General features: G+C 64.2%; 15 protein-coding genes. 10 read left to right on the top strand and 5 right to left on the bottom strand.

Features of this window, described 5'->3' with window-relative positions; all coding sequences use genetic code 11:
• The 3 genes from MTBLM5_RS00835 to MTBLM5_RS00825 all read left to right on the top strand — a co-directional run bounded on the left by MTBLM5_RS00835 (position 1) and on the right by MTBLM5_RS00825 (position 1,990).
• Positions 1–582, top strand: a complete 582-nt coding sequence (locus tag MTBLM5_RS00835) for a DUF1007 family protein (RefSeq protein ID WP_173973910.1) — start codon at positions 1–3, stop codon at positions 580–582.
• Positions 570–1,481 (top strand): nickel/cobalt transporter, encoded by a 912-nt coding sequence (locus tag MTBLM5_RS00830; protein ID WP_173973909.1) that lies wholly within the window; start codon positions 570–572, stop codon positions 1,479–1,481. The genes MTBLM5_RS00835 and MTBLM5_RS00830 overlap by 13 nt, the downstream gene beginning before the upstream one ends.
• 224 nt (positions 1,482–1,705) lie before the next feature.
• A complete protein-coding gene (locus MTBLM5_RS00825; RefSeq protein ID WP_173973908.1) occupies positions 1,706–1,990 on the top strand; it encodes a hypothetical protein in 285 nt (94 codons plus the stop codon).
• Positions 1,991–2,380: 390 nt separating this feature from the next.
• On the opposite strand, the gene MTBLM5_RS00820 is transcribed toward MTBLM5_RS00825, so the two are convergent.
• Positions 2,381–3,223 carry a carbohydrate kinase family protein gene (locus MTBLM5_RS00820; protein ID WP_173973907.1) on the bottom strand — a complete coding sequence of 281 codons (843 nt, stop codon included), beginning with the start codon at positions 3,221–3,223 and terminating at the stop codon, positions 2,381–2,383.
• Between the two features lie 112 nt (positions 3,224–3,335).
• Here MTBLM5_RS00820 and MTBLM5_RS00815 point away from each other — a divergent pair, with 112 nt between their 5' ends.
• The 6 genes from MTBLM5_RS00815 (at position 3,336) to MTBLM5_RS00790 (ending at position 9,672) form a co-directional block, all read left to right on the top strand.
• Positions 3,336–3,875 (top strand): TetR/AcrR family transcriptional regulator, encoded by a 540-nt coding sequence (locus MTBLM5_RS00815; protein WP_173973906.1) that lies wholly within the window; start codon positions 3,336–3,338, stop codon positions 3,873–3,875.
• 5 nt (positions 3,876–3,880) lie between these two features.
• A complete protein-coding gene (locus tag MTBLM5_RS00810) occupies positions 3,881–5,002 on the top strand; it encodes an efflux RND transporter periplasmic adaptor subunit (protein ID WP_173973905.1) in 1,122 nt (373 codons plus the stop codon).
• Between the two features lies 1 nt (position 5,003).
• Complete coding sequence (locus tag MTBLM5_RS00805) at positions 5,004–8,078, top strand: efflux RND transporter permease subunit (RefSeq protein ID WP_173973904.1); 3,075 nt, start codon at positions 5,004–5,006, stop codon at positions 8,076–8,078.
• On the top strand, positions 8,075–8,299 hold the full coding sequence (locus MTBLM5_RS00800; RefSeq protein ID WP_173973903.1) for a GDCCVxC domain-containing (seleno)protein: 225 nt from the start codon (positions 8,075–8,077) through the stop codon (positions 8,297–8,299). The genes MTBLM5_RS00805 and MTBLM5_RS00800 overlap by 4 nt, the downstream gene beginning before the upstream one ends.
• 589 nt (positions 8,300–8,888) lie before the next feature.
• Positions 8,889–9,251 carry a nucleotidyltransferase family protein gene (locus tag MTBLM5_RS00795; protein WP_254430848.1) on the top strand — a complete coding sequence of 121 codons (363 nt, stop codon included), beginning with the start codon at positions 8,889–8,891 and terminating at the stop codon, positions 9,249–9,251.
• Positions 9,238–9,672, top strand: a complete 435-nt coding sequence (locus MTBLM5_RS00790) for a HEPN domain-containing protein (RefSeq protein ID WP_173973902.1) — start codon at positions 9,238–9,240, stop codon at positions 9,670–9,672. Before MTBLM5_RS00795 ends, MTBLM5_RS00790 begins: the two co-directional genes overlap by 14 nt.
• Before the next feature lie 52 nt (positions 9,673–9,724).
• Here the strand turns inward: MTBLM5_RS00790 and MTBLM5_RS00785 are convergent, their stop codons facing one another.
• The 4 genes from MTBLM5_RS00785 to MTBLM5_RS00770 all read right to left on the bottom strand — a co-directional run bounded on the left by MTBLM5_RS00785 (position 9,725) and on the right by MTBLM5_RS00770 (position 18,991).
• Entirely contained in the window at positions 9,725–11,137 is a 1,413-nt protein-coding gene (locus MTBLM5_RS00785; RefSeq protein ID WP_173973901.1) for a glutamate synthase subunit beta, read from the bottom strand.
• A 1-nt stretch (position 11,138) separates the two neighbouring features.
• Positions 11,139–15,758: a glutamate synthase large subunit gene (gene gltB / locus MTBLM5_RS00780; protein ID WP_217424944.1), complete on the bottom strand. Its 4,620-nt coding sequence runs from the start codon at positions 15,756–15,758 to the stop codon at positions 11,139–11,141.
• Between the two features lie 337 nt (positions 15,759–16,095).
• On the bottom strand, positions 16,096–17,688 hold the full coding sequence (locus MTBLM5_RS00775) for a flagellar hook-basal body complex protein (RefSeq protein WP_173973899.1): 1,593 nt from the start codon (positions 17,686–17,688) through the stop codon (positions 16,096–16,098).
• 172 nt (positions 17,689–17,860) lie between these two features.
• Positions 17,861–18,991, bottom strand: a complete 1,131-nt coding sequence (locus tag MTBLM5_RS00770; protein WP_173973898.1) for a type III PLP-dependent enzyme — start codon at positions 18,989–18,991, stop codon at positions 17,861–17,863.
• 562 nt (positions 18,992–19,553) lie between these two features.
• On the opposite strand from MTBLM5_RS00770, the gene MTBLM5_RS00765 reads away from it, so the two are divergent.
• A complete protein-coding gene (locus tag MTBLM5_RS00765; RefSeq protein WP_217424943.1) occupies positions 19,554–19,829 on the top strand; it encodes a hypothetical protein in 276 nt (91 codons plus the stop codon).

Here is a 19,829-nt window from a genome sequence, read left to right as displayed (position 1 = left end):
ATGCGACGCTGGGCCTTGGTCCTGGCTTTGCTGCTGCCCTGGCCGGCCTGGGCGCATCCCCATGTGCTGATCGATGCCCATATCATCCTTTTGTTCGACAAGGGGCTGATCCACGCGCTGCAGATCGGCTGGAAGTTCGACCCGGTCTATTCCGGCACGCTGGTCGCCGATTTCGACCAGGACAAGAGCGGCACCCTGTCGGCCAAGGAAATCTCCGCCATCGAGAAGGACGCCTTCCAGGACACCCTCCAGCACCAGTACTTCACCTATGCCAGCATCGACGGCCAGCCGGTCACCTGGCCGCCGGCCCGCGACTTCAAGCTGCTGGTGCAAAAAGACACCCTGGTCTACGGCTTCAGGCTGGCCCTGCCCCAGCCGGTCGATCCGCGCAGCCACGCCTTCAAGGTCTCGACCTACGAGGAAAGCTTCTATATCGACATCGACATCCCCAACGACGCAGCCATCCGTCTGGTCGGCGACGGCTCGGCCGGCTGCCGGGCGACCTTGAGCGAGGATCGCGCCAACCCGCTGTTGGGCGGTGCCGCCTATCCCAAGAAGGTGGTGGTGACATGCGAGCCCTAAGCCTGGTCTTGTGCCTGCTGCCAAGCTGGGCCTGGGCGGCGCTGTCGCCGCCGCCCTCGGGATCAGGCTTCGACCTGCCCGAGCCGCTGCGGTCCATCGCCCAATGGGCTTTCGCCTTCCAGCGCACCCTGAACGCCGAGATGCGCCAGCATTTGGCTGCGATGAAAGAGACCGGCGCCGTCGAGCCGGCCCTGGCCCTGATGCTGGCCGCCTTCCTGTACGGCGTGTTCCACGCCATCGGCCCCGGCCACGGCAAGGTGGTGATCGGTGCCTGGTTCGCCAGCCGCCGCGCCCGCATCGGCTATGGACTGGCGGCCTGCGCCCTGTCGGCGCTGGTCCAGGCCGGATCGGCCATCGCCGCCGTGCTGCTGCTGGCAGGCGCCTTGTCGCTGGCGCCCCGCGACGTCATGGCCCACGCCGCCTGGCTGGAAGTCGCCTCATACGGCCTGATCACCGCCATGGGGCTGTTCATGCTGGTCCAGGCCTTGCGCGGCAAGCACGGCTGCGGCCACGATCACGAGCACCATGAACACGGCCCCCAATGCGCGCACCATCATCACCACGAACAGGACCGCGGCCTGTGGGCGATGGCGGCGGCGGTGGGCTTCCGGCCCTGCTCCGGCGCCATCCTGGTGCTGCTGTTCACCCTGGCGAGCGGCCTGTTGTGGGTCGGCATCCTGGCCACCCTGGCCATGGCGGTCGGCGTGGCCTTGACGGTGTCGGGCATCGGCCTGTCTGCCTTGGGCCTCAACCGCCTGCTGGAACGCCTGTTCGGCGCCTCGGCGCGTTCCGACCGGTGGCGCCGGGTCCTGGGAATCGTCGGCGCCCTGACCATCACCTTGCTGGGCGCCAGCCTGCTGGCCGGGGTGTGGATCAACGGGCCGGCATTGACGGGCTAAGGAAATAGGATTTTTTTCTTGACTTTCCCATCGAAATTCGGCAGAATTTATGAACATTTTCTGATGTGCTTGCCGCCACCTCCAAAACTGCCATACAGTTCGCTATATTGGTTGTGTGCCCGTTGCAACACACGTTCCGCATGAATTTCGACTGCGGTGCTCGCGCCCTCTTGACGGCGGCCGCGGGATTAGGTCAATAGATGTCCGTGTTGGAGGACTGTGTAATGCACTTGTTGGAACATGCGCCAGAAACGGTGAGCATCATTTACCGTAAGGCCGGTGATGTTCATGTCTTCATCTCGCCCGACCTGCAGGGGCTTCACGTCGGCGCCAAGACCATGCGTCAGGCGTTCAGCATGATCCCGGACGCTGTCAGCGGCCTGGTCGAGCTGTCCTGCGGCGTCAAGGCCGATTATGAGCCCTCGCTGTCTTACGAAGAGTTCAAGACCCAGGTGCGGCATCTGAACCCGATCCTGACCGTCAAGATCGACCATCACGCTCATTCCTGAGCGTCTCGTTCAAGCCCCTTGGCGTTGTCTCAAGGGGCTTTTTCATGCCTAGGATCGCCGGGTTGCATAAATCCAGACACTTCATATCGGAAAAACGTCTTACAGACGCTCTTAACCGTCTTGGGTGTGTCGATACGGATATGCGCAAGCCTGGCATGTCGTTCTGGCGCACGCCGGAACCCCATGGGATACCGTTCCCGGTCATGGACCCGGACATGCCGTTGGCAAGTGGAAAGCGCGCTTACAGCGTGGACTATGCCAGAGACCTGATAGCACATGTTCTGACTTTGATCGATGGCAGCCCCCACGACGGGGCAAGTGACCCGCAATCGTGCGATTGTCACAAATCGTTGATCATGAATCGGGTCAAGAAACAGAGGCACTGACGGGTTAAAGCAACCCAGCCACATTTTCCGCCGTCAGCGCCGAGCCGTCCTGCCCGACCTTGGCCGCACCCCACCTGACCGCCACCGCCAGTGCGTCCTCCATCTCGGCGCCGCCGACCAAGGCGTGGCACAGGCCGGCGGCAAAGGCATCCCCCGCCCCGGTGGAATCGATGGCCTGCACCTCGGGCGAGGGCTGGCGCAGATGGCGGGCGGCGGAAAACGCCTCGGCGCCGTCGGCGCCCCGGGTCAGCACCATCCATTCCAGCCGCGTGCCGGCGGCCATCAGGCCGGCGGTGACCGGCTCGGCCAGCAGATCGGGCGGCAGGTCGGAAGCCGAGGCGACGATCACCTGGGCCGGAAACACCCCCGGCTCGATGGGCGGGATATGCGCAACCACCTTGCAAAATCGCCCCTTCTCGGCCAGCAGCGGCGCCAGGCCGACGGCGCGGGTGCGGACATAGACCAGATCGGCCGGGATATCCAGCAGGCGGGCCGGCGGCTGCTCTTCCTTGGCGCGGCCCAGATTGACGATGGTCCGCTCGCCGTTGGGATCGACCATGACGATCGAGCGGGTGCTGCCGCCCTTGACCCGGCGGATCGCCGAAACATCGACGCCCGAGCGCGCCAGGGCCTCGATCTGCCAATCGCCGTCATCATCCTCGCCGACGGCGGCGACCAGGGTGACCGTATGGCCGGCCGCCGCCAGCGCGACCGCCGTGTTGGCGCCGCCGCCCCCTAAGCGCGGCACCTCCATGATGCCGTTCAGATGCGCCCCTTCGCGGCACCGTTCGGTCAACCGCACCACCTCGTCGGTGGCGACGCTGCCTACCACCACGATCCGCGCCATGATCCGCTCCCCCTTCCTTTATGCATACCCCCCCTGACGTTATCAGGGGATGACTGAGGCGATGGCCGTGCCATATAAACCGTCCAGACGGTACAGTAAGGCCAGCCAGTCCATGACCACCCCCTCGACCCGTGAAAAAATCCTCGACGCAGCCATGTCCATCATGCGCGACCACGGCGTCGCCAAGCTGACGCTGGACCAGGCCGCCCGCGTCGCCGGAGTGTCCAAGGGCGGTGTATTATACCACTTCAAAAGCAAGGACGACCTGATTCGCGGCATGGTCCAACGCATGACCGATTCCTGCGACGCGCTTCACCACCGTTATTACGCCGAACAGCCCGAAGGCCCCTATCGCTGGGCCCGGACCGTGGTGCACACCGCCTTCGACCCCCAGGGCCCGGCCGGCGACCCGGTCAGCGGCGCCCTGTTGGCGGCGATGGCGGTCAATCCCGATTTGATGGCGCCGATCCAGGCCAAGTACGCCGAATGGGTCGAGCGCGTGATGAGCGACAGCCCCGATCCCGCCAAGGCCGCCCTGGTCTGTTCGGCCATGGACGGGGTGGTGTTCCAGCGCATCCTGGGCCTGTGCCAGGGCTGCGAAAAAGATGCCGAGCGCCTGAAGCAGGCCGCTCTCGACCTGCTGAAGGAGTAAGGATCATGAACGTCAAGCGCATGGCAATCATGCTGGCCGGCAGCGCCATCGTGTTCGGCGGGGTCCTGGGCTTTGTCCAGTTCCGCGACAAGATGATCAAGGATTACTTCGCCAACATGCCCAAGCCGGTGATCGCCGTCACCGCCCAGCCGGCCGAGCTGACCTCGTGGCAGGACAGCCTGTCGGCGGTCGGCACCCTGTCCGCCGTCAACGGCGTCGATATCGCCGCGCAAGGGGCCGGGCTGGTCAAGGATATCACCTTCCAATCCGGCCAGACGGTGAAGAAGGGCCAGGTGCTGTTGCGGCTGGACACCGATGTCGAGATGGCCGACCTGCGCTCGGCCCAGGCCGATGCCGACCTGGCCCGCATCTCGGCCAACCGCCAACGTACCCTGGTCAAGACCGACGCGGTCAGCAAGGCCGCCGTCGACAAGGCCGAGGCCGAGTTGAAGGTCAAGGAGGCCAAGGTCGCCGGCATCCGCGCCCTGATCGACAAGAAATCGGTCTCCGCCCCGTTCGAGGGCATCTTGGGCGTGCGCAAGATCGATCTGGGCCAGTATCTGCAGCCCGGCCAAGCCATCGTCAACCTGCAGGACCTGTCGACCCTGCTGGCCGATTTCACCGTGTCGCAGCGCGACCTGTCGGCGCTGGCCCCCGGCCAGACGGTGCGCATGACCACCGACGCCTGGCCCGGCCATGTGTTCGAGGGCACCATCGCCGCCATCGAGCCGCAGGTCGATGCCAAGACCGGCATGGTCGCCGCCCAGGCCCGCTTCCCCAATGTCGAAGGCCGCCTGCGGCCGGGCATGTTCGCCCGCATCGACATCGCCCGGCGCGGCACCGAACAGGTGGTGACGGTGCCGGCCCAGGCGATTTCCTACAACCTGCACGGCGACGCCTTGTTCGTGGTCGAGGACGGCCCCGAGGGCAAGCACGCTGCCCGCGTGGTGGTCGAACTGGGCGAGCGCAAGGATGGCCGCGTGGTGATCAAAAGCGGCCTGAAGCCGGGCGCCCTGGTGGTCACCGCCGGACAGTTGAAGCTGGAGCACGGATCGAAGGTCCAGATGGACGGCGCCGATCCCCTGAAACAATCGGCAGCCCGTAACCAGCCGAGCGGGGCCAACTGACATGTTCGACATCTTCATCAAACGCCCGGTTCTGGCCAGCGTGGTCAGCCTGTTGATCCTGTTCGTCGGCCTGCGCGCCCTGATGATGCTGCCGGTCCGCCAGTATCCGGCCATGAAGAACACCGTGATCACGGTGACTACCACCTATCCCGGCGCCGATGCCGACCTGATCCAGGGCTTCATCACCCAGCCCTTGCAAAAGGCCATGGCGACGGCGTCGGGCCTGGATTACCTGACGTCCCGGTCCTTCCAGGGGGTTTCGGAGGTCAAGGCCACTGTCCGCCTGAACGAGGATCCCGACGCGGCCATGACCGAGGTGATGAGCAAGACCAACGAGGTCCGCTCGCTGCTGCCCCGGGGCATCAATGATCCGGTCATCAAGAAGGAAACCGGCCAGACCTTCGCCTCGGCCTATCTGGCCTTCTCGTCGGACCGCCTAAGCCAGGAACAGATCACCGACTATGTCAACCGGGTGATCCAGCCCAAGCTGGCCTCGGTGCCGGGCGTTGCCAACCCGGCGGTTTACGGCGGCCAGAAATTCTCGATGCGGGTGTGGCTGGACCCCGAGAAGCTGGCCCAGTTCGGCATCTCGGCCGACGAGGTCAAGGTGGCGCTGACCAGCAACAATTATTCCTCGGCGGCGGGCAGCACCAAGGGCGCCTTCGACGTCGTCTCGACCCAGGCCGAGACCGACCTGACCACCGCCGACGATTTCCGCAAGCTGGTGATCCGCCATTCGGGGACCAGCCTGATCCGCCTGGCCGACGTCGCCGAGGTGTCGATGGGGGCGGAAAGCGACGACATGGCGGTCTATGCCAGCGGCAAGCGGGCCATCTTCGTCGGCATCTACACCACGCCCGAGGCCAACCCGCTGACCGTCATCCGCCAGGTGCGCGAACACACCTTGCCGGCCATCGAGGCGCAATTGCCGCCCGGCCTGACCGCCCAGGTCGCCTATGATTCCACCATCTTCATCGAAGCGGCCATCCGCGAGGTGATCAAGACCATCCTGGAAGCGGCGGTGATCGTGATGATCGTCATCTTCGCCTTCATGGGCTCGGTGCGCTCGGTGATGATCCCGGTGGTGACGGTGCCGCTGTCCTTGATCGGCGTGGCGATGTTCCTGCTGGCGCTGGGCTTCTCGATCAATCTCTTGACCCTGCTGGCCATGGTGCTGGCCATCGGATTGGTGGTCGATGACGCCATCGTGGTGGTCGAAAACGTCCATCGCCATATCGAGGAAGGCCTGTCGCCGTTCCAGGCGGCCATCGTCGGCACCCGCGAAATCGCCACCCCGGTCATCTCGATGACCATCACCCTGGCCGCCGTCTATGCCCCCATCGCCTTCATGGGCGGCCTGACCGGAGCGCTGTTCAAGGAATTCGCCATGGCGCTGGCCGGTTCGGTGATCGTGTCGGGCATCGTCGCCCTGACCCTGTCGCCGATGATGTGCTCGCGCATCCTGAAGCATGACGAGGACAAGAAGGGCCTGTCAGCCCGCATTGACAAGATGTTCGCCGCCATCCAGACCCGCTATGGGCGCTGGCTGAAGGCCTCGCTGGCCGACCGCTCGTCAACCCTGGCGTTTACATTGATTGTCGTCGCCGTTTTGCCGTTTCTTTTCAAAGCCGTGCCGAACGAACTTGCACCGGAAGAGGACCAGGGCGTGGTGTTCACCGCCTTCACCGGCCCGGCCTCGGCCAACATCGATTACATGGATGCCTTCCTGCATCAGGTCGAGCACGCCCTGGGCAGCTTCCCGGAAATCCGCGACACCTTCATGATCGCCGGCATGGGCGCCGTCAACCAGGGCTTCGGCGGCGCCGTCACCAAGCCGTGGGATCAGCGGACCAAGTCAACCAAGGAGTTGACACCGATCTTCCAGCAGGCGGTGGACAAGGTGTCGGGGGTCAAGGCCTCGGTGTTCGCGCCGCCGCCCCTGCCCGGCTCGGACGGTCTGCCGGTGCAGTTCGTCGTCACCGCCACCAACGACTATCGGGTGATGAACGACCTGCAAGCCGAGATGATGAAGCGGGCTCAATCGTCGGGGCTGTTCGCCTTCATCGATTCCGACCTGAAGTTCGAAAGCCCGCAGACCATCGTCGATATCGACCGCGACAAGGCCGCCGCCTATGGCGTCACCATGCAGCAGATCGGCGAGGCGCTGGCCACCATGACCGGCGGCAATTACGTCAACCTGGTCAATCTGCAGGGCCGGTCCTATCAGGTCATCCCGCAGGTGTCGCGCGACTTCCGCCTGGACCCGCGCCAGCTGGGCCGCTTCCACGTCACCGCCACCGATGGCGCCGCCATCCCGCTGTCGTCGTTGGTGACGCTGTCGGCCGCCGTCAAGCCGGTCAGCTTGAACCAGTTCAACCAATTGAACAGCTTCACCATCCAGGCCTTCCCGATGCCGGGCGTCACCCTGGGCCAGGCGCTGGACTTCCTGGACAAGATCGCGGCCGAGGTGTTGCCGCAAGGGGTGAGTACCGACAAGGCCGGCCAGTCGCGCCAGTATGTCCAGGAAGGCAGTTCGCTGATGGTGACCTTCGTGTTCGCCCTGGTGATCATCTTCCTGGTGCTGGCCGCCCAGTTCGAAAGCTTCCGCGACCCCTTGGTGATCCTGGTGTCGGTGCCGCTGTCGCTGTCGGGCGCGCTGATCCCGCTGGCCCTGGGGGTCGCCAGCATGAACATCTACACCCAGGTCGGACTGATCACCCTGATCGGCCTGATCACCAAGCACGGCATCTTGATCTGCGAGGTGGCGCGCGAGCGCCAGGAGCAGGACGGCCTGAGCCGCATCGAGGCGGTCCAGGTGGCGGCCAGCCTGCGCCTGCGCCCGATCCTGATGACCACGGCGGCCATGGTCACCGGTCTGGTGCCGCTGCTGATCGCCAGCGGCGCCGGTGCGGCCAGCCGGTTCTCGATCGCCGTGGTGATCGTCGCCGGCATGAGCATCGGCACCTTGTTCACCCTGTTCGTGCTGCCGGTGATCTACAGTTTCCTGGCGACTGAACGGGGCCGGGTGGAAAAGGCCGCCGAGGACGGCCACAAGGTGGTGGAACCGGCCCAATGAGCGATAGCTGGTTCACCACCTCGACCGTCACCTGCCCGGCCTGCGGGGCCAGGCAGGAGGAAGAGATGCCCGGCCAGTTGTGGGCGCTGACCTGCAAGGCCTGTGGTCACGTCATGCACCCGCCCAAGGGCGAATGCTGTGTGTTCTGCGCCTATGGCGACGTGCCCTGCCCCGATTCCCAGATCGGGCGGTCGTGCTCGTGCGGGGCCGAGGAGGGGTAATGGTGGATGACGGTGTTGCCAAGCCCCCGCCAGGAACGATCAATAATAGCATTTCGTGCCAAGCTGATTTCGCCTATGCTTGCATAACGTCCGCACATTATACGGAGGCGTGGTATGAACATAGTACTGCACACGGCAAGAGCACGCTTGGCTTGGCCACATCTGGTCCAGGCAGCCGCCCATAACAAACCCATCACATACAAACAGCTATCTGCAGCTATAGGCGTCCATTGGCGTGCTGCATCTTGGTTCCTTGGTGTAATACAAGATTATTGCAAGAAAAATAGTAATACTGGCATGCCAAAATTGCAGTCATTCGCGGTTAATGCGAAGACAGGAATGCCCGGAGGTGGCTACGATGGCAGCATATCTACCATTCCACATGAGCAGCACCAGGCACATAAGTACACTTGGCCACAGAATGCACCTTTCTGACCCCCCAAATGACCACCTGATTGAACCGCATCAAAGCTTTTGATATGGCCTGCAGGTGATCAGATATCCTGCGGCTCTGTCTTGACCGAACTCGATCGCTGGCGGCTCGGTGCTTCGTGAAGATAGTGACCACGCCCGGAACCGATGGCATGATGTGTCTCTGGTCATCGCATCGGGCAGAATCGAGGACGTGATGGCGGCGGTTAGTTCGGTTCCGGATCAGTTGTTGAATCAGGTGGTGTCGGTGTTCCACCCCCGGCGGGTCATCCTGTTCGGCAGCCGGGCACGTGGTGATGCCCGCTTGGACAGCGATATTGACCTTGTGGTGGAATTGGACAATGACGCGCCGCCAGAAATGATGTCGGCAAAAGTGATCCATTCCGCCCGGGCCGGCTATCACGAACCGGTCGATATCCTACCGTGCCGCGAGGGCGTGCTGAAGGAACGGGCACGAGCGATCGGTTCGTTCGCCCATACCGTCCTGACCGAGGGCGTAATCGTCTATGAGCGGCCCTGATCCGCAAGCCCTGCTGCAATGGGCGGAGGCCGGCCAGTGGTTCGCCAAGGCCGATGAAGATATTTGCATGGCGGAAATGGCCTTGGGGCGCGAGCCACCATTGATCGATCCGGCCGCTTTCCACTGTCAGCAGGCGGGCGAAAAGATCATCAAGGGCCTGTTGGTCGCGGCAGCGCTTAAGGTCCCGCACACCCACGACCTTGATGCATTGGCCAGGCTGGCGACCCCGTCCTATCCCGACTTGGCCGCAATGATGGAGGAAGTCGCCCCGGCTTCCGTCTGGCTTGCGCGGACACGCTATCCCGACTTGACCGAGGGAGACGGAACGGCAAAGAGCGAAGTCGCCGACATGCTCGTCTCAATCAAGGCATTCCGGCAGACGGCGGCGGCCCGCTCTCCGGTTCCATGGGCGTCCGAATGAAAAGGGCGCCCGGGTTGCCCCGGACGCCCTTTTGCTTGCACGACTCGGACGCTCAGCGCGGCAGGTCGCTGGTGCCCATCAGGAACTCATCGACCGCGCGGGCGCATTGGCGGCCTTCGCGGATCGCCCACACCACCAGCGACTGACCACGGCGGATGTCGCCGGCGGCGAACACCTTGGGGTTCGAGGTCTGGTACTTGACCGTGTCGGCCTTGACGTTGCCACGGCCGTCCTTGTCCAGCCCCAGACCATCGACCAGACCTTCATGGACCGGATGGACGAAGCCCATGGCCAGCAGGACCAGATCGGCCTCCAGGGTGAACTCGGTCCCCGGCACCGGCTGGAACTTGGCATCGACCTCGACGCACTTCAGATGGGTGACGTGGCCGTCCTTGCCCACCGCTTCCACCGTCGACACCGACCAGCGGCGCTCGCAGCCTTCGTCGTGGCTGGTCGACGAACGCAGCTTGTTGGGCCAATGCGGCCAGGTGGCCAGCTTGTCTTCCTTTTCCGGCGGCCGGGGCATGATCTCGATCTGGGTGACCGAGGCGGCACCCTGGCGGTTCGAGGTGCCGACACAGTCGGCACCGGTATCACCGCCGCCGATCACCACCACCTTTTTGGCCGTCGCCAGGATGTCGGCGCCCTTGACCGGCTCGCCCGAGACGCGGCGGTTCTGCTGGGTCAGGAAATCCATGGCGAAATGGATGCCGCCCAACTGACGGCCGGGCACCGGCAGATCGCGCGGCTTTTCCGAGCCGCCCGACAGCACCACGGCGTCATAGCCATGCAGTTCCGAGACCGGCACCGTCACGCCGACATGGGCGTTGGTGCGGAACTCGACGCCTTCGGCCTGCATCTGGGCGACGCGGCGCTCGATGATGGTCTTTTCCAGCTTGAAGTCAGGAATGCCGTAGCGCAGCAGGCCGCCCGGCTGGGCGTTCTTCTCGTACAGAACCACGCCGTGGCCGGCGCGCGCCAGTTGCTGGGCGGCGGCCATGCCGGCCGGACCGGCACCGATCACCGCGACATTCTTGCCGGTGCGGGTCTTGGCCGGTTCCGGCTTCACCAGACCGTCGGCGAAGGCCCGTTCGATCACCGCGTGCTCGATGGTCTTGATGGCCACCGGGCTGTCTTCCAGGTTCAGGGTGCACGATGCTTCGCACGGAGCCGGGCAGATGCGGCCGGTGAATTCCGGGAAGTTGTTGGTCGAATGCAGCACCGCGATGGCCTCGGCCCAGCGGTCCCGATAGACCAGATCGTTCCAGTCGGGGATGATGTTGTTGACCGGGCAGCCCTGATGGCAGAACGGGATGCCGCAATCCATGCAGCGCGCGCCCTGCTTCGACAGGTCTTCCGCAGCCAGCGGCTTGGTGAACTCGCGGTAATGCTTGACCCGTTCTTCCGGCTTTTCAGTGCCGGGGGTCTGGCGGGCGAATTCCTTGAATCCGGTTGCCTTGCCCATCTTAGCGGCCTCCCCCGACAACCTGCTTCGGCTCGTTGGCCTTCTGCATTTCCATCAGCGCCCGGCGATAATCCACCGGCATCACCTTGACGAACTTGGGCATGTAATATTCCCAGTTGAGCAGGATGTCGTGCGCCCGCTTCGATCCGGTGTGGCGCTGATGATTGTGCAGCAGCGCCAGGATGCGGGTGGCATCGTCCTTGGTCATGTCGCCCATCACATCGACCAGGCCGTGGCTTTCCAGGTCGTTGGACATGCCTTCATGCTTGGCCATGGCGTCTTCCTCGGCGACCACCGGTTCCAGATCGACCATGGCCAGGTTGCAGCGGTGCTTGAAGTCGCCGGCCTCGTCCAGGACATAGGCGACGCCGCCCGACATGCCGGCGGCGAAGTTGCGGCCCGTGGGGCCGATCACCAGCACGCAGCCGCCGGTCATGTATTCGCACCCGTGGTCGCCCACACCCTCGACCACCGCGATGGCGCCCGAATTGCGCACGGCGAAACGCTCGCCGCCGACGCCGCGGAAGTAGCATTCACCCTCGATGGCACCGTACAGGACGGTGTTGCCGACGATGATGTTGTCTTCCGCCACCAGCTTGGACGTCTTCGGCGGATAGATGATCAGGCGGCCGCCCGACAGGCCCTTGCCGACATAATCGTTGCCCTCGCCTTCCAGCTCCATGGTCACGCCACGGGCGACGAAGGCGCCGAACGACTGGCCGGCGGTGCCGGAAAGACGGACATGGATGGAATCGTCGGGCAGGCCGGCATGGCCGTGCACCTTGGCCACCGCGCCGGACAGCATGGCGCCCGCCGAACGATCGACGTTCTTGATGGTGCGCACGATGCGGACCGGCTTACGGTCCTTGATGGCCGGCTGGGCCTCGGCGATCAGAGTGCGGTCCAGCACGTCGTGAACGTCGTGTTCCTGGTTCTCGCAATGATGGACCGGCTGGCCCTTGGCATCGACGACGTGGAACAGGCGTCCGAAATCCAGGCCCTTGGCCTTCCAATGATCGACGGCCTTGCGGGAATCCAGCAGGTCGGCGCGGCCGATCATCTCTTCCAGCTTCCTGAAGCCCAGCGCGGCCATCAGCTGACGCACTTCCTCGGCGACGAAGAAGAAGTAGTTGATGACATGCTCGGGCTGGCCGTTGAACCGCTTACGCAGTTCCGGGTCCTGGGTGGCGACGCCGACCGGGCAGGTGTTCAGATGGCACTTGCGCATCATGATACAGCCCGCCGCGATCAGCGGCGCGGTGGCGAAGCCGAATTCGTCGGCGCCCAGCAAGGCGCCGATGACGACGTCGCGGCCGGTGCGCAGCGCGCCATCGACCTGAACGACGATGCGCTTACGCAGCCCGTTCAGCACCAGGGTCTGGTGGGTTTCGGCCAGGCCGATTTCCCAAGGCGATCCCGCATGCTTGATCGAGGTCAGCGGCGAGGCGCCGGTGCCGCCATCGAAGCCCGAGATGGTGACATGGTCGGCCTTGGCCTTGGACACGCCGGCGGCGACGGTGCCGACGCCGATTTCCGAGACCAGCTTGACCGAGATGCGGGCTTCGGGGTTGACGTTCTTCAGGTCGAAGATCAGCTGGGCCAGATCCTCGATCGAATAGATGTCGTGGTGCGGCGGCGGGCTGATCAGGCCGACGCCGGGCGTCGAGTGACGGACGCGGGCGATGTTCTGATCGACCTTGTGGCCGGGCAGCTGGCCGCCCTCGCCGGGCTTGGCGCCCTGGGCCATCTTGATCTGAATGTCGTCGGCATTGACCAGATATTCGGCGGTGACGCCGAAGCGGCCCGACGCCACCTGCTTGATGGCCGAGCGCATGGAATCGCCGTTGGCCATGGGCAGGAAGCGTTCGGCTTCTTCGCCGCCCTCGCCGGTATTGGACTTGCCGCCGATGCGGTTCATCGCAATCGCCAGCGTGGTATGCGCCTCACGCGAGATCGAGCCGAAGCTCATGGCGCCGGTGACGAAGCGCTTGACGATCTCCTTGGCCGGCTCGACCTCGTCCAGCGGGATGCCGTTGCCTTGCGGCTTGATCTCGAACAGGCCGCGCAGCGTCAGCAGACGGCGCGACTGGTCGTCGATCAGGCTCGAGAATTCCTTGAACTTGTCGAAGGAATTGGTGCGCACCGCATGCTGCATGGCGGCGATGGATTCCGAGGTCCAGGCATGGTCCTCGCCGCGGTTGCGCCAGGCGTACTCGCCGCCGACATCCAGCGCGTCGCGATAGACCGGCGCGTCGGAATAGGCAAGCTTGTGGCGACGCACCGCCCCTTCGGCCACCTCGATCAGACCGACGCCGCCGACGCGGCTGCCGGTGCCGGCGAAATACTTGTCGACGAAGTCCTGGGCCAGGCCCAGGGCGTCGAAGATCTGGGCGCCGCAATAGGATTGATAGGTCGAGATGCCCATCTTGGCCATCACCTTCAAGATGGCCTTATCCATGCCCTTGATGAAGCGCTTCTGGACTTCCTGGGACGACAGGGGCTCGGGCAGGGTCGGACGCATCGATTCCAGCGTCTCGAACGCCAGATAGGGATTGATCGCCTCGGCGCCGAAGCCTGCCAGGCAGCACATATGGTGCACCTCGCGGGCCTCGCCGGTTTCGATGACCAGGCCGACCTGGGTGCGCAAACCCTCGCGGATCAGGTGATGATGCACCGCCGAAACCGCCAGCAGCGACGGCACCGGGATGCGGTCGGCACCGACCTTGCGGTCCGACAGCACCAGGATGTTGTAGCCCTCGATCACCCGCGACTGCGCCTCGCGGCACAGGGCGTCGATGGCCTTTTCCATGCCGGCCGCGCCGGCGGTGGCCGGCCAGGTGATGTCGAGATCGATCGACTTGAAGCCGGCGCCTTCCACCTGCTCGATACGGCGGATCTTTTCCAGGTCCTCGTTGGTCAGGATCGGCTGCTTGACCTCCAGGCGCTTGCCCTCGGCGCCATGATGCACGCCCAACAGGTTCGGGCGCGGACCGATCAGGCTGACCAGGCTCATCACCGATTCCTCGCGGATCGAATCGATCGGCGGGTTGGTCACCTGGGCGAAGCATTGCTTGAAGTAGTTGAACAACGGCTTGGGCCGGTCCGAGAGGACCGCCAGCGGCGTGTCGGTGCCCATCGAGCCGATGGCTTCCTGGCCGGTCACCGCCATCGGCTGCATCAGGAACTTCAGATCTTCCTGGGTGTAGCCGAACACCTGCTGGCGATCCAGCAAGGTGTCGGCGTCGAAGCCCTTGGGCTCGACGGGGATCGAGAGCTCTTCCAGGATCATCTGCGACTTGTTCAGCCACGCCTGGTACGGCTTGGCCGAGGCCAACTGCTCCTTGATCTCGGAATCGTCGATCAGGCGGCCGGCTTCCAGGTCGATCAGCAGCATCTTGCCGGGCTGCAGCCGCCACTTCTTGACGATCTTGTCCTCGGGGAAAGGCAGCACGCCCATTTCCGAGGCCAGCAAAATCTTGTCGTCGTCGGTGATCAGATAACGGGCCGGACGCAGACCGTTGCGGTCCAGCGTGGCGCCGATCATGCGGCCGTCGGTGAAGCACACGGCGGCCGGGCCGTCCCACGGCTCGAGCAGGGCCGCGTGGTATTCGTAGAAGGCGCGGCGGCGGTCATCCATCAACGGATTGCCCGACCACGCTTCCGGAATCAGCATCATCATGGCGTGCGGCAGCGAATAGCCGCCCAGCACCAACAGCTCCAACGCATTGTCGAAGCAGGCGGTGTCGGACTGGCCTTCGGCGATCAGCGGGAACAGCTTGGCCAGTTCCTCGCCCAGGACTTCGGAATTCATCGCGCCGCGCCGCGCATTCATCCAGTTGACGTTGCCGCGCAGCGTGTTGATCTCGCCGTTATGGCAGACCATGCGGAACGGATGGGCCAGACGCCAGCTGGGGAAGGTGTTGGTCGAGAAACGCTGGTGCACCAGCGCCATGGCCGACACCATCCGCTTGTCGGACAGGTCCTTGTAATAGGTGCCGACCTGATCGGCCAGCAGCATGCCCTTGTAGACCAGGGTGCGGGTCGACAGCGAGGGGATGTAGAAATCCTTCTCGGCGCCATGCGGCACGCGGTTTTCCGCCTGCTTGCGGATGATGAACAGCCGGCGCTCGAAATCCTGCTGGTCGGTGACGCGCGCGCCCCGGCCGATGAACACCATGCGCACGAAGGGCTCGGTCGGCTTCACCGTCTCGCCCAGGCCGGTATTGTCGGTCGGCACGTCGCGCCAGCCCAGCAGCACCTGGCCCTCGGTGACGATCAGACGCTCGACCATCATCTCACAGGCGCGGCGCGAGGTGGGGTCCTGCGGCAGGAACACAGTGCCGGCGCCGTAAAGGCCCAGGTCCGGCAGGGTGATGCCGGCCCGCGCGGCTTCCGCGCGCAGGAAGGCGTCGGGCATCTGGATCAGGATGCCGGCACCGTCACCGGCCAGCGGATCAGCCCCCACCGCGCCGCGATGGGTCAGGTTTTTCAGGATCTCCAGACCCTGCACGACGATATCGTGCGACTTGCGGTTCTTGATGTCGGCGATGAAGCCGACGCCGCAAGCGTCGTGTTCGTATCGCGGGTCGTAAAGTCCTTGGCTGTCGGGCAATCCGCTCATTTGACGCTCGGTTCCTCTCGCTCGCGAAGTCGTGTCGCCTCGCTGGCGCTGTCTCATGGGGAATCCGGGCGGACCAGGGGTCAGCCCGGAGCAAAGCTGCTTACATACGGCATTCCGGCCCCGCCGCCAAGTGCGGCGAACACCCGATCGGAAAGGCCGTCCGTCTTAGCGCAAACGGCCCCGCGCGCCTACTCCCCCATAGGGGTAGGTGCGGAGCCACCCATCAGTGAATCAGGGGCATCCCATCTCCGAATGGTCCATTCGAAGATGGGATGCGGCGCCCATTGCGGGCGCGGCCAAGCCGCCGGAGGCGGCGCCCGGCGAGGGCTATTTCGGTCTAAGCCTTGAGGTCGCGCGCCACCGTCGTCATCTCGTCGGCGGTGCGAAACACCGTCGCATTGGTGGAATAGGCCTTCTGGGTCATGATCATCTTGGTGAATTCGTCCTCGATATCGACCGTCGAATTCTCGATGGACGAGGTGGCGAAGCGCGGCTCGCCGACGGCGTCCTCGATCATGCTGACGGTAATGTCGCCGGCCTCGGCGGTGCGCTTGAACAGCGTGCCGGAAATCGCCTCGAGATTGTTTTCCGAGATGAACTGCGCGATCGGAATCTTGAACAGGGACTTGGTCTCACCATTGGTGAAATAGCCCTTGAAGGTGCCGTCCTCGGTGAAGTACGACCGCAGCATGTCGCCGTCGGCATAGCCGTCCTGGGTGACGTTGACGACGTTCAACCCACCGTTCAGCTGGGTCATCTTGGACATGTCAACCGTCACCGAGGCGGTGGTGGTGGTGCTGTTCCGGGTCCAACTGAGATCGGCGGTCACATCGCCGCCATCGACGACGTTGCCATAGGTATCGAAGGTGATGGTGGCGGCGGTCGGCGTGGTGCCGGTGGTGGCATACTGGCCGGAAGACGGGTGGATGTACCACATGCTGGTGGCGGTACCGGTCGGCGCGGTCAGGAAGGTCGCCTTTTCATAGCCGAAGATCGCCACCTGGGACGTGCCATCCGCGTCGAAAATCTCGACCGAGATCTTTTCGAGGTCGATGCTCGGCTTGGAATCCGACAGATTGACGTTCTCAGTGGAACTGGCGGTGGCCGCACCGTAGGCGGTGTCGTCCCAATCGATGGTGGCGGTCTGGGCCAGGGTGGTGGGACTGGAAATGTTGCCCCAGCCGTCCATGGTCACGGTGATCGGCCCCAGGCTGGCGGTACCGACGGCAGCCGGCACGCTGGCGGATACCGTCCAGGTGACGCCATCGACCCGTTGCCAGTTGACCGACAGGGTCTGCGAGGCGCCCAGGGGATCGGTGATGGTCGAGGTGGTGGTGACCGAATTGGCGGTCTGCTGCGCCTCGCTGGGCAGGTTGGCCTGAATGGTGCCGGTGGTAGTGGCCTTGCCCTGCATGGTGGTCTGCGGCATGGAATAGACCGGCTCCAGCGAGCCTTCCTGAATCAGGCCATCGTCGTCGGCCATATAGCCCAACACGTAGTGGCCCGAGCCGCTGGTGAAGTAGCGTTCGTCGTTGGGGCCGACCTTGAAGCGGAAGGCGCCGTCGCGGGTGTAAAGAACGCTTTCCGGATTGTCCACCGAAGCCGTCGATGGCGCACTGCCGTCATCGGAGGGCGCGACCATGAAGAAGCCGGTGCCGTTGATGGCCAGGTCGGTACCGGTCGAGGACGGAGTCACCACGCCCTGGACACCGATATGGGTGCGGTCGGCGGTCTGCACGCCGAACACGTTCAGACGGCCGGAAAACGCGCTGGGGCTGGCGTGCGATTCCGACATCACCGTCTTGAACAGCGTTTCCTTGCGCTTGTAGCCGTTGGTGTTGACGTTGGCGATGTTCTGGCTGATGGACCCCATGTCCCAGCTCATCGCCATCATCGCCGAACACGAATTATTGAATGCACCCCATAGCATCGCGAGCCTCCTTGCGCCCGGCGGAACAGACTTTTCCGCGAAACGCGCTGCAGGCAGCGTGCCAATTCGATAATGCTGTTTTTTCAGTGGGTTGGCCTGTCACAACGCAGGCCGAAACTGCCGGGTCGGCAGGGCTGGCCCGGCAATTCCTGCCGGGCCGCCTGGGGCAAACCTAAATAAAGTAGGCCTTCAAGGGCGCGAAGCCGTTGAAGTTCACCGCCGAGTACGAGGTGGTGTAGGCGCCGGTCGACAGGATGCGGACCTTGTCGCCGACCTTCAGGGTCACCGGCATCTTGTAGCCGGCCTTCTCGTACAAAATGTCGGCGGAATCGCAGGTCGGGCCGGCCAGGATGACCGGAGCGGCCTCGTCGCCGTCCTTCTCGGTCTGGATGCGGTACTTGATGGCCTCGTCCATGGTTTCGGCCAGGCCGCCGAACTTGCCGATATCCAGATAGACCCAGCGGACTTCCTCGTCATAGGACTTCTTCGAGATCAGCACCACTTCGGCTTCCAGGATGCCGGCATCGCCGACCAGCGAACGGCCGGGCTCGATGATCATCGCCGGCAGGTCGTTGCCGAAATGGTTGGTCATGGCATGCATCACCGCGTCGGCATAACGTTCGACCGCCGGCACGTCCGATCGGTACTGGGCCGGGAAACCGCCGCCCAGATTGATCATGCGCAGGTCGATGCCGGCCTCGTTCAGGGCGGTGAACAGCATGGCGGCCTTGCCGACCGCAATGTCCCACTGGCTCAAGTCGGTCTGCTGCGATCCCACATGGAACGACACACCGTAAGGGTCCAGGCCCAGTTCGCGGGCGCGGACCAGCAGGTCGCGGGCCATATCGACCTCGCAGCCGAACTTGCGCGACAGCGGCCATTCGGCGCCGTCGCAGGTCATCAGGATGCGGCAGAACACCTTCGAGCCCGGGGCCAGTTCAGCCAGCTTCTCGAGCTCGCATTCGGAATCGAACGCGTACAGCCGCACGCCCTTGGCATAGGCATAGGCGATGTCCGAATTCTTCTTGATGGTGTTGCCGAACGAGATCTGCTCGGCCGAGGCGCCATTTTCCAGGCACAGATCGATCTCGCCGCGCGAGGCGACGTCGAAGCTGGAGCCCAGGCCGGCGAGCATGCGCACGATTTCCGGGGCCGGGTTGGCCTTGACGGCGTAATAGACGGTGGCCAAGGGCAGCCAATGGCGCAGGCCCAGGTAATTGTCGCGCACCACGTCCAGGTCGACGATGACGCAGGGCGAGGCGGGACGGACTTCATCGAGGAAACGGGCAATCTTCGCAGTCATCGCGATATCTTTCCGGTACGGCCGGGCCAAAGGCCCGAAAGAAACCTGCGCCCTGGCGCCACATGAAGGCGCCAGGACGTCGAAACCAACGGTATTTTGGGAAACCGTCAGATCCGCCGGATCGGACTTCGAACATCGCTCCACAGCAAGGCCCAGGCCTGCCGCGGACGCTGTCCATACGGGAATGCGGAAAAGGTCACCGACAGCGACTGCCTGGCCACCACGTTCATAGCTACTTCCTCCAAGCACCGGGGGTTTTTCACCCCGCTTGCACCCAGAAGACGCCTTGGACGTCGTTACTTACACCCCACCTTGGGGCCAGAGGCACGTGCGCTGTACGTCTCACCTGAAACCGCTATATACGCGGTTTTCGGCGGATGAAAAGTGAAACTTTGCCCGCGACCGTCATTTTTTTGAAACTTTCCGGCATTGTTGTTTTTTGTCAATGGGTTGGCCGAAGGGCCAACCGGCCGCACCCCCCAGGTATGGTACGGTCTTTGGCGCGGTTCGCGCCATTAGAAGGGGGTTCCCGCGGCCGGCCGGAATGGCTTAGCCTGCCGCCATGGACCTGCCCCCTATGGACCTGATCGTGACGCTGCACCAAGATGCGCCGGCCAAGCCGGCCTGGGGCCAGCCCTGCAACGGCTGTGGCCTGTGCTGCGCGGTGACCACCTGCCCGCTGGGGCGCATCCGCTTCTGGCGCATCAAAGGCCCCTGCCCGGCCCTGACCTGGGACGATGGGGGGCAACGCTATCTCTGCCGGCTGGCCACCAATCGGTGGACAAGGCGCTGGATCGCCGCCGGCATCGGCTGCGATTGTTCGCTGCCAGCCGGGTGA

This window comes from Magnetospirillum sp. LM-5 (assembly GCF_902729445.1).
Taxonomy (GTDB): domain Bacteria; phylum Pseudomonadota; class Alphaproteobacteria; order Rhodospirillales; family Magnetospirillaceae; genus Magnetospirillum.
The sequence above is the reverse complement of the archived record's forward strand: the minus strand, read 5'-3'. Positions and strand labels throughout refer to the sequence as shown.